This window comes from Marinobacter sp. AL4B (genome assembly GCF_019916045.1).
GTDB lineage: Bacteria > Pseudomonadota > Gammaproteobacteria > Pseudomonadales > Oleiphilaceae > Marinobacter.
The window spans coordinates 1-15,825 of sequence record NZ_JAILWZ010000004.1 but is presented as its reverse complement, the minus strand read 5'-3'; the positions used below and the strand labels follow the sequence as shown (position 1 = coordinate 15,825).

General features: G+C 52.6%; 12 protein-coding genes, 1 tRNA gene and 1 pseudogene. All 14 read left to right on the top strand.

The genetic code is table 11. The annotated features are described in order from the left end of the window. Window positions 1-310 (top strand): annotated as a pseudogene (tuf, locus tag K5L82_RS00085) (elongation factor Tu); the annotation flags it as partial. A gap of 51 nt (window positions 311-361) precedes the next feature. Further along, window positions 362-437 (top strand) — tRNA-Trp (locus K5L82_RS00080). 33 nt (window positions 438-470) lie between these two features. Further along, window positions 471-839 (top strand): preprotein translocase subunit SecE, encoded by a 369-nt coding sequence (gene secE / locus K5L82_RS00075; RefSeq protein ID WP_133006557.1) that lies wholly within the window; start codon window positions 471-473, stop codon window positions 837-839. Window positions 840-850: 11 nt separating this feature from the next. After that, window positions 851-1,384, top strand: coding sequence for a transcription termination/antitermination protein NusG (gene nusG / locus K5L82_RS00070; protein ID WP_133006556.1), 534 nt, complete (start codon window positions 851-853; stop codon window positions 1,382-1,384). Window positions 1,385-1,502: 118 nt separating this feature from the next. Next, the gene (gene rplK / locus K5L82_RS00065; protein WP_133006555.1) at window positions 1,503-1,934 is read left to right on the top strand and encodes a 50S ribosomal protein L11; all 432 of its coding nucleotides are present in this window, start codon (window positions 1,503-1,505) and stop codon (window positions 1,932-1,934) included. Between the two features lies 1 nt (window position 1,935). Continuing rightward, window positions 1,936-2,634 (top strand): 50S ribosomal protein L1, encoded by a 699-nt coding sequence (gene rplA / locus K5L82_RS00060; protein ID WP_133006554.1) that lies wholly within the window; start codon window positions 1,936-1,938, stop codon window positions 2,632-2,634. Between the two features lie 214 nt (window positions 2,635-2,848). Continuing rightward, a complete protein-coding gene (gene rplJ / locus K5L82_RS00055; protein WP_133006553.1) occupies window positions 2,849-3,379 on the top strand; it encodes a 50S ribosomal protein L10 in 531 nt (176 codons plus the stop codon). Window positions 3,380-3,418: 39 nt separating this feature from the next. Continuing rightward, entirely contained in the window at window positions 3,419-3,793 is a 375-nt protein-coding gene (gene rplL, locus K5L82_RS00050; protein ID WP_133006552.1) for a 50S ribosomal protein L7/L12, read from the top strand. Window positions 3,794-4,035: 242 nt separating this feature from the next. Beyond that, on the top strand, window positions 4,036-8,112 hold the full coding sequence (rpoB, locus tag K5L82_RS00045) for a DNA-directed RNA polymerase subunit beta (RefSeq protein WP_223132752.1): 4,077 nt from the start codon (window positions 4,036-4,038) through the stop codon (window positions 8,110-8,112). Window positions 8,113-8,189: 77 nt separating this feature from the next. Continuing rightward, window positions 8,190-12,404, top strand: a complete 4,215-nt coding sequence (gene rpoC, locus K5L82_RS00040) for a DNA-directed RNA polymerase subunit beta' (protein ID WP_133006550.1) — start codon at window positions 8,190-8,192, stop codon at window positions 12,402-12,404. 163 nt (window positions 12,405-12,567) lie between these two features. Beyond that, entirely contained in the window at window positions 12,568-12,942 is a 375-nt protein-coding gene (gene rpsL, locus K5L82_RS00035; protein WP_012139854.1) for a 30S ribosomal protein S12, read from the top strand. 111 nt (window positions 12,943-13,053) lie between these two features. Beyond that, the gene (rpsG, locus tag K5L82_RS00030; protein WP_133006549.1) at window positions 13,054-13,524 is read left to right on the top strand and encodes a 30S ribosomal protein S7; all 471 of its coding nucleotides are present in this window, start codon (window positions 13,054-13,056) and stop codon (window positions 13,522-13,524) included. A gap of 18 nt (window positions 13,525-13,542) precedes the next feature. Next, window positions 13,543-15,648: an elongation factor G gene (gene fusA / locus K5L82_RS00025; RefSeq protein ID WP_133006548.1), complete on the top strand. Its 2,106-nt coding sequence runs from the start codon at window positions 13,543-13,545 to the stop codon at window positions 15,646-15,648. Between the two features lie 35 nt (window positions 15,649-15,683). Continuing rightward, on the top strand, window positions 15,684-15,825 hold a 142-nt coding region (locus K5L82_RS00020; RefSeq protein ID WP_262492444.1), incomplete at its 3' end, for a GTP-binding protein.

Here is a 15,825-nt window from a genome sequence, read left to right as displayed (position 1 = left end):
TCTGTGTAAGCCGGGTTCTATCAACCCGCACACCAAGTTCGAGTGTGAAGTGTACGTATTGTCCAAAGAAGAAGGTGGTCGTCATACTCCATTCTTCAAGGGCTACCGTCCTCAGTTCTACTTCCGTACCACAGACGTGACTGGATCGTGTGAGCTGCCGGAAGGTGTTGAAATGGTAATGCCAGGTGACAACGTTCAGATGGTTGTTACTCTGATTGCCCCGATCGCCATGGAAGATGGTCTGCGCTTCGCGATTCGTGAAGGCGGCCGTACCGTTGGCGCCGGTGTTGTAGCTAAGATTATCGAGTAATCTTCGGATTACTCGCGTACAGTGTAGTGTTGCACTGAGTTGTTTCGGTGCAGGCCAGTAGCTCAATTGGCAGAGCAGCGGTCTCCAAAACCGCAGGTTGGGGGTTCGATTCCCTCCTGGCCTGCCATTTTTTAACATCCGGATACATAAGCTGATTCCTATGGAGTCAAGAGCCGTTCAATCATCCAGTCGTTTCGATCTAGTGAAATGGCTGGTTGTTTTCGTTTTGATTGCCGCCGGCGTGGTGGGTAATCAGTATTTCAGTTCCGAGTCCGTGTTGTACCGGGTTCTGGCTCTCGTGGCGTTAGGTGTTGTGGCGGCTTATGTTGCGCTGCAGACCGATAGAGGTCGCCGTTTTGCGACGTTGCTCAAAGAAGCGCGTGTAGAGATCCGGAAAGTGGTATGGCCCACAAGGCCCGAATTGGTTCAAACCACCGTTATCGTTGTGGTGTTTGTCCTGGTCGTGTCGTTGCTTTTGTGGGGTATGGACTCGCTGATCAGTTGGCTTGTCGCCGGCTTTATCGGTTAACAGGAGTGTCAATGGCTAAGCGCTGGTACGTCGTTCATGCGTATTCTGGCTTTGAGAAGCAGGTAATGCGCGCTCTTAAAGAGCGAGTTGCTCTGGAAAGCATGGAAGACAAGTTTGGCGACATCCTGGTTCCGACCGAGGAAGTCGTCGAGATGCGTGACGGTAAAAAGCGCAAGAGCGAACGCAAGTTTTATCCTGGCTATGTCTTGGTTCAAATGGAGCTGGAAGACGAGTCGTGGCACTTGGTTAAAGATACACCGCGCGTGCTCGGTTTTATTGGCGGTACCAAAGAGAAGCCTGCGCCAATTACTGAGCGTGAAGCAGAAGCAATTCTACGTCGCGTAGAAAGCGGAGCTGATAAGCCGAAGCCTAAGACGCTGTTTGAGCCGGGTGAAGTGGTCCGGGTTGTCGAAGGGCCGTTCGCTGACTTCAATGGCGTGGTCGAAGAGGTTGATTACGACAAGAGTCGTGTCAAGGTTGCTGTTCTGATCTTCGGGCGCTCGACTCCGGTAGAGCTGGAGTTTGGTCAGGTCGAAAAAGACTGACGGCAAGCTTAGAAAATTAGAGCTCGCTCGCCACGGCGTAGCGGGCTTTTTGTGTCTGCAAAGTGCAGATGTCATCACCGGGGAGCCGCAAGGCGTTTGAACCCATAGGAGAGCTATCATGGCAAAGAAGATTGAAGCGTATATCAAGCTTCAGGTTGCTGCCGGCCAGGCCAACCCAAGCCCCCCCGTTGGTCCTGCACTGGGTCAGCGCGGCGTAAACATCATGGAATTCTGTAAGGCATTCAATGCTCAGACTCAAGGCACTGAGCCTGGTCTGCCGATTCCTACTGTTATCACCGTATACAGTGATCGCAGCTTCACGTTCGTTACCAAAACTCCACCGGCACCTGTTCTGTTGAAGAAGGCTGCTGGAATTAAGAGCGGTTCCGGTCGTCCCAACACCGAGAAAGTTGGTACCGTGACACGTGCTCAGCTGGAAGAGATTGCCAAGACCAAAGAGCCGGATTTGACTGCAGCCGATTTGGATGCGGCGGTTCGTACCATTGCCGGAACAGCCCGTAGTATGGGCCTGACCGTGGAGGGTCTATAAGATGGCTAAGTTGAGCAAGCGTAAGCAGCTGATCGCTGAAAAAGTAGACGCTACCCGCGCATACTCCGTGGATGAGGCTGTTGCCCTGCTAGCGGAAGTGGGTCAAGCCGTAAAGTTCACAGAGTCGCTAGATGTTGCTGTTAACCTAGGCGTAGATGCACGTAAATCTGACCAGGTGGTTCGTAGCAGCACGGTTCTTCCACACGGCACAGGTAAAACTGTACGTGTAGCTGTCTTTACTCAAGGCGCGAATGCTGAAAAAGCGACCGCTGCTGGTGCAGACATCGTTGGTATGGACGATTTGGCTGAAGAAGTTAAAAAAGGCAACATGGATTTCGACGTGGTTATTGCAACCCCGGACGCGATGCGTGTTGTTGGTCAGCTGGGTCAGATCCTTGGTCCCCGTGGCCTGATGCCTAACCCAAAGGTTGGCACTGTAACTGCAGATGTTGAAACTGCCGTTAAAAACGCCAAAGCCGGCCAGGTTCGTTACCGTACTGATAAGAACGGTATCATCCACGCCCCGCTGGGTAATGTTGAATTTACTGCACAGACCATCAAGGAAAACCTTGAAGCTCTGGTTGCAGATCTTAAAAAGGCCAAGCCTGCGTCGTCTAAAGGTGTGTATCTGAAAAAGATCACTATCTCGTCGACCATGGGTCCTGGCCTGACTATTGATCAAGGTTCTTTGAGCCTCTGATCAGTAGTTACTTTGTAGTCTAGGCGGAAGCCGAGGCTGTCAAAGACCGCAGGCCCCTGAGACTCCTGGTGACAAGAGTCAGAAGGGTTAAAGTAACGCCTGCGCAGACGGTGTGAAGACGTTCTCTCTGAACCCAAACACCGTAAGGCGCCCTTTTTTAAAGGGCAATGATGGGTTTGCCGGGGTTGTCCCGGCGAAATCGAGGAGAAATCCAGTGGCAATTAGACTCGAAGACAAGAAGGCGATCGTCGCTGAAGTCAACGAGACTGCTGGTGCTGCTCTGTCTGTGGTTTTGGCTGACTATCGTGGTGTTACCTCTGGTGACATGACGGCGCTTCGTGCCAAGGCTCGTGCTGAAAACGTACATCTGCAGGTTGTTCGTAATAACCTCGCAAAGATTGCGATTAAAGGTACTGAGTTCGAGTGCATCGATCCTGCGTTGGTTGGTCCGACCATTCTGGCTTTTTCAATGGAAGATCCAGGTGCCGCTGCGCGCCTACTGAAGGATTTCGCCAAAGAAAAAGAGGCTTTCGAGATCAAGGGTCTGGCTGTCGGCGGTGAGCTGATGGGTGCAGAACAGATCGATCGCCTGGCCACTCTGCCGACGCTGCACGAAGCGTTGACGAAGCTGGCTATTGTTACACAGGCACCAGTAACCAAGCTTGCACGTACTCTGAACGATATTCCGGGCAGAATTACACGTGTAGTAGCTGCAGTTCGCGACCAGAAGCAAGACGCTGCTTGATTCTGTTGAACACCATATTTTATTTTTTGGGAGAAAGTCATGGCTCTGTCTAAAGACGATATTTTGAATGCAATTGCTGAAATGAGCGTAATGGAAGTTGTTGAGCTCGTTGAAGCTATGGAAGAGAAGTTCAACGTTTCTGCCGCTGCAGCTGTTGCTGCTGCGCCAGCTGCTGCTGCCGGTGGCGAAGCCGCTGCAGAACAGACTGAATTTGACGTTGTTCTGACTGGTCCTGGCGAAAAGAAAGTTAACGCCATCAAGGCCGTTCGTGAGCTGACAGGTCTTGGCCTGAAAGAAGCGAAAGAAATGGTTGACGGCGCTCCTTCTACTGTTAAGGAAGGCGTTAGCAAGGATGAGGCTGAAGAAGCCAAGAAGAAGCTTGAGGAAGCAGGCGCTTCTGTTGAGCTTAAGTAATAGTCGGTTGTTGATCGACACCGCGCCATAGGCGCGGCGAGGCTGGTGGCAATATGCCACCGGCCTTTTTGTGTTGTATATGCTATAGAGTCTGGTGGGCTATAGCGGGTTAGTTTCAAATTTATAACCTGCAGCCAGAGTCTTGTTCAAGGCGGCGCAATATGCCGAGTAACTCGGCCCCGAAGCAGAACACATGATTGCTTCTTGATACCAGGTATCAGGTCTAAAGCTGGGGAATGCAGATGACTTACTCCTACACCGAAAAAAAGCGGATTCGCAAAGACTTTAGTAAATTGCCTTCCGTGATGGACGTCCCCTATTTGCTGTCTATTCAGCTGGATTCGTTCCGGGACTTCCTGCAAATGGAAGCCGCTCCTGAAGACCGCCGGGAAACCGGTCTTCACGCAGCGTTCAAATCCGTATTCCCGATTGTCAGCTACTCTGGCAATGCCGCGCTCGAGTATGTGAGCTATCGGATCGGCGAGCCGGTATTTGACGTTAAGGAATGTCAGCTCCGGGGCGTTACGTATGCGGCGCCGCTGCGGGTGAAAGTCCGCTTGATCATTTATGATAGAGAATCGTCCAACAAGGCGATCAAGGACATTAAAGAACAAGAAGTCTACATGGGCGAAATGCCCCTGATGACCGAGAACGGTACCTTCGTTATTAACGGTACCGAACGCGTTATTGTTTCCCAGCTGCACCGGTCGCCGGGTGTGTTCTTTGACCACGACAAGGGCAAAACTCACTCCTCCGGTAAGCTGTTGTATTCAGCGCGAGTGATTCCTTACCGTGGCTCATGGTTGGACTTCGAATTCGATCCGAAAGATTCGGTTTTCGTTCGTATCGACCGTCGTCGTAAATTGCCTGCTTCTATTTTGTTGCGGTCTCTGGGCTACACCTCAGAGCAAATGCTGGCCATGTTCTTTGAGACCAGTAAGTTCTCCGTGGGCAAAGAGGTTTGCAATCTTGAGTTGGTTCCAAGCCGTCTGCGTGGTGACATAGCCACCTTCGATATCAAAGATAACGAAGGTAATGTCATTGCTGAAGAAGGGCGCCGGATTACCGCTCGTCATATCAAGCAGCTTGAAAAAGCGGGCATTACCGAGCTGGAAGTGCCAACCGAATACCTGTACGGCCGGGTTCTCGCCAAGGATATGATCGACGCGTCTACCGGTGAGATTCTGGTTGAGTGCAACACCGAGCTGACCGAAGAGGTAATGGAAACAATCCTCGACGCCGGTGTGACAGAACTCGAAACTCTTTACACCAACGACCTCGACTGTGGTCCGTTCATGTCTGACACCTTGCGTGTCGATCCGACCCGGACTCCGCTGGAAGCGTTGGTTGAAATCTACCGGATGATGCGTCCTGGTGAGCCGCCAACGAAAGAATCTGCGGAGAACCTGTTCAACAACCTGTTCTTCTCCGAAGAGCGCTACGACCTGTCTGCGGTTGGCCGGATGAAGCTGAACCGTCGTCTGGGCCGCGAAGAAAGCACAGGCGAAGGCATCCTTACTCACGAAGACATCATTGACGTTCTTAAGACGTTGATCGCGATTCGTAACGGTCAAGGCCAGGTAGATGACATCGATAACCTGGGTAATCGTCGTGTTCGCTGTGTGGGCGAAATGGCGGAAAACCAGTTCCGCGTTGGTCTAGTTCGTGTCGAGCGTGCTGTTCGTGAGCGTTTGAGCCTGGCTGAAAGCGAAGGCTTGATGCCTCAGGATCTCATTAACGCCAAACCGGTTGCTGCGGCCGTTAAAGAGTTCTTTGGTTCAAGTCAGCTGTCTCAGTTCATGGACCAAAACAACCCGCTGTCTGAAGTTACTCACAAGCGTCGTATCTCGGCATTGGGGCCTGGTGGTCTTACCCGTGAACGTGCAGGCTTTGAGGTTCGAGACGTTCACCCGACTCACTACGGTCGTGTGTGCCCCATCGAAACTCCGGAAGGTCCGAACATCGGTCTGATTAACTCGTTGGCTACTTACGCTCGTTCCAACTCCTACGGCTTCTTGGAAAGTCCGTATCGGAAGGTTGTTGAAGGTGTTGTAACCGATGAGCTGGTATACCTGTCGGCGATTGAAGAGAGCAACTACGTTATCGCTCAGGCCAGTGCTGCGACTGACGAAGGCAAGCGGTTGACTGACGAGCTGGTCACGGTTCGTCACCAGAACGAATTTACTGTTGCTCCTCCAGAAGCGGTTAATTTCATGGACGTATCTCCGCGCCAGGTTGTATCTGTCGCTGCGTCTCTGATCCCGTTCCTTGAGCACGACGATGCTAACCGCGCCTTGATGGGTGCGAACATGCAGCGTCAAGCGGTTCCGACTCTGATTTCTCAGGTGCCTCTGGTAGGTACGGGTGTTGAGCGTACCGTAGCCCAAGACTCCGGCGTTTGTGTTACCGCGCGTCGTGGTGGTGTGATTGAGAGCGTCGATGCGGCTCGTATCGTTGTTCGTGTAAACCAGACTGAAACCGAAGCTGGTGACGCAGGTGTAGATATCTACAACCTGACGAAGTACACCCGCTCCAACCAGAACACCTGTATCAACCAGCGTTCCATCGTTCGCGAAGGCGACGAGATTGCTCGTGGTGACGTTCTTGCGGATGGTCCGTCTGTCGATCTGGGTGAGCTGGCTCTGGGCCAGAACATGCGCATCGCCTTCATGCCGTGGAATGGTTACAACTTTGAGGATTCCATCCTTATTTCCGAGAAAGTGGTCCAGGAAGATCGACTGACCACCATCCACATTCAGGAATTGACCTGTGTGGCTCGTGATACCAAGTTGGGTAGCGAAGAAATCACCGCGGATATTCCGAACGTAGGTGAAAGTGCGCTAGCCAAGCTGGATGAATCCGGCATCGTCTACATCGGTGCAGAAGTGGGTGCGGGGGATATTCTGGTCGGTAAGGTAACACCGAAGGGTGAAACCCAGCTGACACCGGAGGAGAAACTGCTGCGTGCCATCTTCGGCGAGAAAGCGTCTGACGTGAAAGACACGTCACAGCGGGTTCCGACAGGTACCCGTGGTACGGTGATTGACGTCCAAGTCTTCACCCGCGATGGCATCGAAAAAGATTCCCGCGCTCAAGCGATCGAGAAAGAGCAGCTTGATAAGTACCGCAAGGATTTGAAAGACGAATACCGCATCGTTGAAGGCGCGACCTTCGAGCGTTTGATGGTTGCCTTGAAAGACCAGGAAGTCATCAGCGGCCCCGGCTTGAAAAAGGGTGCTAAGCTGGATGAGGCGTACTTGGCTGAGCTTCCACGTTCGGATTGGTTCAAGCTACGGATGAAGGATGAAGCTTTGAACGAGCTTTTGGAAAAGTCCGAGCAAGGCCTTGAAGAGCGCAAGAAAGAGCACGAAGCGCGCTTTGACGATAAGAAAGGTAAATTGCAGCAAGGCGACGATCTGGCGCCAGGCGTACTGAAGATTGTTAAGGTTTACCTGGCAATCAAGCGTCGTATCCAGCCAGGCGACAAAATGGCCGGACGTCACGGTAACAAGGGTGTTATCTCCGCGGTTATGCCGATTGAAGATATGCCTTACGACGAGTTCGGTAATACCGTCGACATCGTTCTGAACCCGCTGGGTGTACCTTCGCGGATGAACGTTGGTCAGGTTCTGGAAACCCACTTGGGTGCCGCAGCAAAAGGTCTGGGTGAGCGGATTAGTCTGATGCTTGACGAGCAGCGAAAAATCGCTGAGCTTCGTGAGCTGCTGGACCAGATCTATAACCACTCGGACGAGGTGTTCAAAGTAGACCTGGATAGCCTTAGCGATAAGGAAATCCTCGAACTTTGTAACAATCTGCGTGGCGGCGTTCCAATGGCGACACCGGTATTTGACGGTGCCGAGGAAGCTGAGGTTAAGCGGATGCTTGAGTTGGCCGGCCTGAGTACTACAGGGCAGACTAACTTGTTCGACGGCCGCACCGGTGATGAATTTGATCGTCCGGTTACCGTTGGCTATATGTACATCCTCAAGCTGAACCACCTGATTGACGACAAGATGCACGCGCGTTCGACCGGTTCGTACAGTTTGGTTACCCAGCAGCCGCTGGGTGGTAAGGCTCAGTTTGGTGGTCAGCGATTCGGTGAGATGGAAGTCTGGGCGTTGGAGGCATACGGTGCCGCCTACACCCTGCAGGAAATGCTTACCGTTAAGTCTGATGACGTCAACGGCCGGACCAAAATGTATAAGAACATTGTCGATGGTGATCATCGTATGGAGCCGGGCATGCCCGAGTCCTTCAACGTTCTTGTCAAGGAAATCCGCTCGTTGGGTATCGACATCGAGCTGGAATCCGAGTGAGCCGAATAGTTTTTTGGCAGCGTGAGCGGGCACTCAGTGTGCCCGCCCGAGATTAACGCCATCCGGAGCTTTTACTGATGAAAGATTTACTGAATCTTCTCAAGAGCCAGAATCAGAGCAAGGAATTTGACGCCATCCGTATTGGGTTGGCATCGCCTGACATGATTCGCTCCTGGTCTTTTGGCGAAGTGAAAAAGCCTGAGACCATTAACTACCGTACCTTCAAGCCGGAGCGTGACGGTCTTTTCTGTGCCAAGATCTTCGGCCCGATCAAAGATTACGAGTGCCTGTGCGGTAAGTACAAGCGTCTCAAGCACCGCGGTGTTATCTGTGAGAAGTGTGGCGTAGAAGTCGCACTGGCCAGCGTTCGTCGTGAGCGTATGGGTCACATTGAGCTGGCCAGTCCAGTTGCTCACATTTGGTTCTTGAAGTCACTGCCGTCCCGTATCGGCTTAATGCTGGACATGACCCTGCGTGATATCGAGCGGGTTCTATACTTCGAGAGCTTTATTGTTATCGATCCAGGCATGACGACTCTCGAAAAGGGTCAGCTGCTTAACGATGAGCAGTATTACGAAGCTCTGGAAGAGTTCGGTGATGAATTTGACGCCCGCATGGGTGCCGAAGCCGTTAAGGAATTGCTGCAGGATATCGACCTGCAGGAAGAGGTTGATCGTCTTCGCGAAGAGATTCCTCAGACCAACTCCGAAACCAAGATCAAAAAGTTCAGCAAGCGCCTGAAAATTCTTGAGGCCTTCCTGTACTCCGGCAATAAGCCCGGTGACATGGTTATGACCGTGTTGCCCGTTCTGCCGCCGGATTTGCGCCCGTTGGTGCCGCTGGACGGTGGTCGTTTTGCGACGTCTGATCTCAACGACCTTTACCGTCGTGTGATCAACCGGAACAACCGTCTGAAGCGCCTTCTGGAGCTGAATGCTCCAGACATCATCGTGCGTAACGAGAAGCGAATGCTTCAGGAAGCGGTTGATGCGTTGCTGGACAACGGTCGTCGTGGCCGTGCCATCACTGGCACCAATAAGCGTCCGCTGAAGTCATTGGCAGACATGATTAAAGGTAAGCAGGGTCGCTTCCGGCAGAACCTGCTCGGTAAGCGTGTTGACTACTCTGGCCGTTCGGTCATCGTAGTTGGTCCTTACTTGCGCCTGCACCAGTGTGGTCTTCCAAAGAAAATGGCTCTAGAGCTGTTCAAGCCCTTTATTTTCTCAAAGCTTGAGCATCGTGGGCTGGCCACTACTATCAAAGCCGCCAAGAAAATGGTTGAGCGTGAAGAAGGTGTGGTCTGGGATATTCTGGATGAAGTTATCCGTGAGCACCCGATTCTACTGAACCGTGCGCCTACACTGCACCGTTTGGGTATCCAGGCATTCGAGCCAGTACTGATCGAAGGTAAAGCGATTCAGCTGCACCCGCTGGTTTGTGCGGCCTATAACGCCGACTTTGACGGTGACCAGATGGCGGTACACGTACCGCTGACGCTGGAAGCTCAGCTTGAAGCTCGTGCGTTGATGATGTCCACCAACAACGTGTTGTCGCCAGCTAACGGCGAGCCGATCATCGTTCCTTCTCAGGACGTTGTATTGGGCTTGTACTACATGACGCGTGAGCGCCATGCGGCTGTCGGTGAGGGAATCGTATTCTCGGACGTCAAAGAAGCTCACCGTGCCTACGGCGCGGGCAAGGTTGATCTTCAGGCGAAAGTGAAGATTCGTGTTAAGGAAGTTGCGATCGCGGAAGACGGATCGCGCAGCGAAGCCTACCGTATTGTGGATACCACGGTCGGTCGTGCGCTGTTGTTTGATATCGTCCCTGATGGCCTTCCATTCGACATCGTCAACAAGCCGATGGTGAAGAAGGCGATCTCGAACCTGATCAACACCTGTTACCGTGATGCCGGCCTCAAAGATACCGTTATCTTTGCTGACCAGCTGATGTACATGGGTTACCACTATGCAACTCGCTCGGGCATCTCGATCTGCTTTAATGACTTCGAGATTCCGCCAGAGAAGTACGAGTTGGTAGACGCTGCTTCTGATGAAGTAAAAGACATCGAAAACCAGTACGCCTCCGGCCTGCTAACTCAGGGCGAGAAGTACAACAAGGTTATCGATATCTGGTCCCGCGCTAACGACAAAGTGTCGAAGGCGATGATGGAGCGGCTGTCTAAAGAACAGGTTATTGGCCCCGACGACAAGCCGGTTAAAGGCGAAGACGGCAAAGAGCTAATGCAGGAGTCATTCAACTCCGTATACATGATGGCCGACTCGGGTGCTCGTGGTTCTGCAGCCCAGATTCGTCAGTTGTCTGGTATGCGTGGTCTGATGGCTAAGCCGGATGGCTCGATCATCGAAACGCCAATTACAGCGAACTTCCGTGAGGGTCTAAACGTACTTCAGTACTTTATCTCGACTCACGGTGCTCGTAAGGGTCTTGCCGATACGGCACTGAAGACCGCGAACTCCGGTTACCTGACACGTCGTTTGGTTGACGTATCCCAGGATCTGGTTGTCACAGTTGAAGACTGTGGTACCGACGAAGGGCTGTTGATGACGCCGCACATCGAAGGTGGCGACGTTGTTGTGCCTCTCGGCGACCGTGTATTGGGTCGTGTTACCGCGCGGGATGTATTCACCCCGACGGATAAAGAAAACGCTGTTGTTGAAGCTGGCACTCTGCTTGACGAGAAAACCGTTGAGTTGGTTGAGCGTGCAGGTGTGGACGAAATCTGGGTTCGCTCTGCGATCACTTGTGATACCCGTCACGGCATTTGTTCAATGTGTTACGGCCGTGATTTGGCGCGTGGTCACCAGGTTAACGTTGGTGAGGCTGTCGGTGTTATTGCTGCTCAGTCCATCGGTGAACCAGGTACCCAGCTGACTATGCGTACGTTCCACATCGGTGGTGCTGCAAGTCGGGCGTCTGCTGTTGACAACATCCAGGTGAAGCATGGCGGCACCGTCCGTCTGCACAACTTGAAATCGATCGAAAAAACCGATGGTTCATTGGTTGTGATCTCTCGTTCGTCTGCCTTGGCGATCGCGGATGAACAGGGCCGTGAACGCGAGTGGTACAAGCTGCCATACGGTGCGGTGCTGTCTGTTAAGAACGGTGACGTAGTAGAGGCAGGTGTTGCGGTTGCCAAATGGGATCCGCACACGCACCCGATCATCGCGGAAGCGAAAGGTACGGCCAAGTTCGTCAACATGGAGGAGGGTATTACTGTCCGCACCCAGGCTGATGAGCTGACTGGTTTGTCCACGATGGAAGTCATCGATGCGAAAGAGCGTCCTGCTGCCGGTAAAGATATTCGTCCCGCGATTCAGTTGTTGGATGAAAACGGTGAAGAAGCAGAGCTTCCAGGTGGTGGCGCAGCGATCTTCTTCCTGCCAGCGAACGCTCTGGTGAGCATGTCGAATGGCGCGAAAGTGGAGTTGGGTGACGTTGTAGCTCGAATTCCGCAGGAAAGCTCGAAGACTCGAGACATCACGGGTGGTCTGCCGCGCGTTGCTGACTTGTTCGAGGCTCGTCGACCGAAAGAGTCTGCGATTCTGGCTGAGATCAGTGGTGTTGTCTCGTTCGGTAAAGAAACCAAAGGCAAGAAGCGTTTGGTTCTGACGCCGAAAGACGACGACGCTTACGAAGTTCTGATTCCGAAGCACCGTCAGATGAACGTGTTTGAGGGTGAAACGGTTGAAAAGGGTGAGGTTATTTCCGATGGCCCTTCCAATCCGCACGACATTTTGCGTCTGCTGGGTGTGGTTGAGCTGGCGAAGTACATCACCAACGAAATTCAGGACGTCTACCGTCTGCAGGGTGTTGTGATTAACGATAAGCATATTGAGGTTATCGTTCGTCAGATGCTGCGCAAAGTGGAAATCACCGATCCGGGCGATACCACCTTGTTGTCGGGTGATCAGGTCGAGATCACTCATGTTCTGGAAGAAAACGAGAAAGCGGATGTGGCTGACAAAGAGCCTGCACGTTTCGATCGTCTGTTGCTGGGTATCACTAAGGCATCGCTGGCGACTGAATCGTTCATCTCTGCGGCATCGTTCCAGGAAACAACTCGGGTTCTTACCGAAGGTGCGGTCACCGGTAAGCGTGACTACCTGCGCGGCCTGAAAGAAAACGTTGTGGTGGGTCGACTGATTCCGGCTGGTACCGGTTTGGCGTATCACAGTGCAAGACGCCGTCGCCGCGACCTGGAAGAGCAGGGCGTAACGGCTGCGGATGTTGAAGAGGCTCTGAGCGCAGAACTCAATCGGGAACTCTGATTGAAAAGCGTGCCACCCCTGGGTAGATACCTACTCAAGGGTGGTTAAAAAGAGAACAGTCATCTTGACTGTGCCCGGGCGCAGGCTTAAACTTGCGACCCTAAATTTTACCCTCTGTATGGAGGGTAAGTTTCATTGGTATGGTTTTTTGGAGTTTGCTTACATGGCAACGATTAATCAGTTGGTGCGTAAGCCTCGTAAGCGCAAGGTAGCCAAGAGTGATGTTCCTGCTCTTCAGGCTTGTCCTCAGCGCCGTGGTGTATGTACTCGTGTATACACCACAACGCCGAAGAAGCCGAACTCAGCACTGCGTAAAGTGTGCCGTGTTCGTCTGACTAACGGCTTCGAGGTTTCGTCATACATTGGTGGTGAAGGTCACAACCTTCAGGAGCACAGTGTTGTGCTGATCCGTGGCGGTCGAGTAAAAGACCTTCCGGGTGTGCGCTATCACACTGTTCGCGGTACTTTGGATACCCAGGGTGTTCAAAACCGTAAGCAGGGCCGCTCCAAGTACGGTGCAAAACGACCCAAGTCCTAATGTCCCAGACGGGTGTCTTTTATCGTTGCTTGTTAGAACGGTAAGAGTAAGGCTGAGTAGCTATTGCTATCTCAGGGGTTCCTGAAGACCTTTAAATATAAGGGCTTATCGATGCCTAGAAGAAGAGTTGCAGCAAAACGGGAAATCATTCCCGATCCTAAGTTCGGCAGTGCACGTCTTGCAAAATTCATCAATCACGTGATGGAAAGTGGCAAGAAATCAACTGCAGAGCGCATTGTTTACGGTGCTCTGACAATTGTTGCCGAAAAGTCTACTGAAGAGCCGATCGAGATGTTCGAGAAGGCCCTGGAGAACATCCAGCCGATGGTTGAGGTTAAGTCCCGTCGTGTGGGTGGTGCTACTTACCAGGTGCCTGTAGAAGTACGGCCTTCCCGTCAGAATGCGCTGGCCATGCGTTGGTTGGTGGAGTTCTCTCGGAAGCGTGGTGAAAAGTCCATGGCTCAGCGTCTTGCTGGCGAAATTCTTGATGCGGCCGAGAGCAAAGGTTCAGCAGTTAAGAAGCGTGAAGACGTACATCGCATGGCAGAAGCCAACAAGGCCTTCTCTCACTTCCGTTTCTAAACAGCCGAGGTTTATACAGTGGCACGCAAAACACCGATTAAACGTTACAGAAACATTGGTATCTGTGCGCACGTTGATGCGGGCAAGACCACCACGACCGAGCGTATTCTTTACTATACGGGTCGTAGCCATAAGATGGGTGAGACCCACGATGGCGCCTCTACTACTGACTGGATGGAGCAAGAGCAGGAGCGTGGTATTACCATCACGTCTGCCGCTGTTACGACATTCTGGCAGGGTATGGACAAGCAGTTCGATGAGCACCGCGTAAACATCATCGACACCCCGGGTCACGTAGACTTCACGATCGAAGTTGAGCGTTCCCTGCGTGTACTCGATGGTGCGGTCGTTGTGTTTTGTGGTTCTTCTGGTGTTGAGCCTCAGTCAGAGACTGTCTGGCGTCAGGCGAACAAGTACGAAGTACCTCGCATGGTTTTCGTCAACAAGATGGACCGTGCCGGTGCGGACTTCCTGCGCGTTGTCGAGCAGATTAAAGCACGTCTTGGTGCGACGCCTGTCGCCCTTCAGTTGCCGATCGGCGCCGAAGACCAGTTTGCGGGCGTTGTGGATCTGCTGCGTAACAAGGCGATCTACTGGAGTGACGACGATCTGGGTATGACCTACCACGAGGAAGAAGTTCCTGCGGATATGGTTGACCAGGTTCAAGAATACCGTGAAGCGCTGATTGAAGCGGCCGCTGAAGCGAATGAAGAGTACATGGACAAGTATCTCGAGGGTGGTGAACTTACCCTGGAAGAGATCAAAGCGGGTCTGCGTGCTCGTACCTTGGCCAACGAAATCGTTCTGGCTTGCTGCGGTTCTGCGTTCAAGAACAAAGGTGTTCCTGCGGTTCTGGATGCGGTTATTGAATATCTGCCGGCTCCGGACGAAGTTCGCGCAATCCGTGGTGAAGTCGACGAAGATGGTACCGAGGAAACTCGTCCTGTTGACGACAATGCACCGTTCGCCGCTCTGGCGTTCAAGATTGCTACTGACCCGTTCGTGGGTGCTTTGACCTTCTTCCGTGTTTACTCCGGTAAGCTTGAGTCGGGTAACTCCGTATACAACTCCGTGAAGGGCAAGAGAGAGCGTGTGGGCCGTATGGTTCAGATGCACGCCAACGATCGGGAAGAGATCAAAGAAGTTCTGGCGGGCGACATTGCTGCGGCGATCGGTCTTAAGAACGTGACGACTGGTGATACGCTGTGTGACGAGAGTAACAAGATTATTCTTGAGCGCATGGAGTTCCCTGAGCCGGTTATCTCTGTTGCTGTTGAGCCGAAGTCGAAGGCTGATCAAGAGAAGATGGGTGTGGCGTTGGGCAAGTTGGCCCAGGAAGACCCTTCATTCCGTGTTCGCACTGATGAAGAGACTGGTCAAACCATCATTTCTGGTATGGGTGAGCTTCACCTGGACATCATCGTTGATCGTATGCGTCGCGAGTTCAAGGTAGAGGCGAACATTGGTAAGCCTCAGGTTGCCTACCGTGAGTGCATCCGTAAGCCTGTTGACGTTGAAGGTAAGTTTGTTCGTCAGTCTGGTGGTCGCGGTCAGTACGGTCACGTCAAGATTAAGCTTGAGCCTCTGCCGTTGGATGAGGAAGATGGCGAAAACTTCATCTTCGTAAACGAGATCGTGGGTGGTGTTGTTCCTAAGGAATACATCCCGGCCGTACAGCAGGGTATCGCTGAACAGATGCAAAATGGTTGCCTTGCCGGCTATCCGTTGCTTCGCATCAAAGCGACTCTGTATGACGGTTCGTACCACGATGTCGACTCCAACGAGATGGCCTTTAAAGTCGCCGGTTCCATGGCGATGAAGAAGGGTGCGCTGGAAGCCAATCCTGCGCTTCTAGAGCCGGTCATGAAGGTTGAAGTTGTCAGCCCTGAAGAGTACATGGGTGACGTCGTCGGTGATTTGAACCGTCGTCGTGGTCTGATTCAGGGTATGGATGACGGCCCTGCGGGCAAGGTCATTCGCGCAGAAGTTCCGTTGTCGGAAATGTTTGGTTACGCCACTGATCTGCGTTCAGCGACACAGGGTAGGGCGTCTTATGCGATGGAGTTCTCTCGTTATATGGAAGCTCCTTCGAACATTGCCGAAGCGATCATTAAAAAGGGTTGATCCCCAGGACTTAAGAAACAGGAAGAGGTGTAACCGTGTCTAAAGAAAAATTTGAACGTAGTAAGCCGCACGTAAACGTCGGTACCATCGGTCACGTTGACCATGGTAAGACCACTCTGACCGCTGCTCTGACTCGTGTATGTCACGAAGTTTGGGGTACAGGTTCTGCAAGTGCTT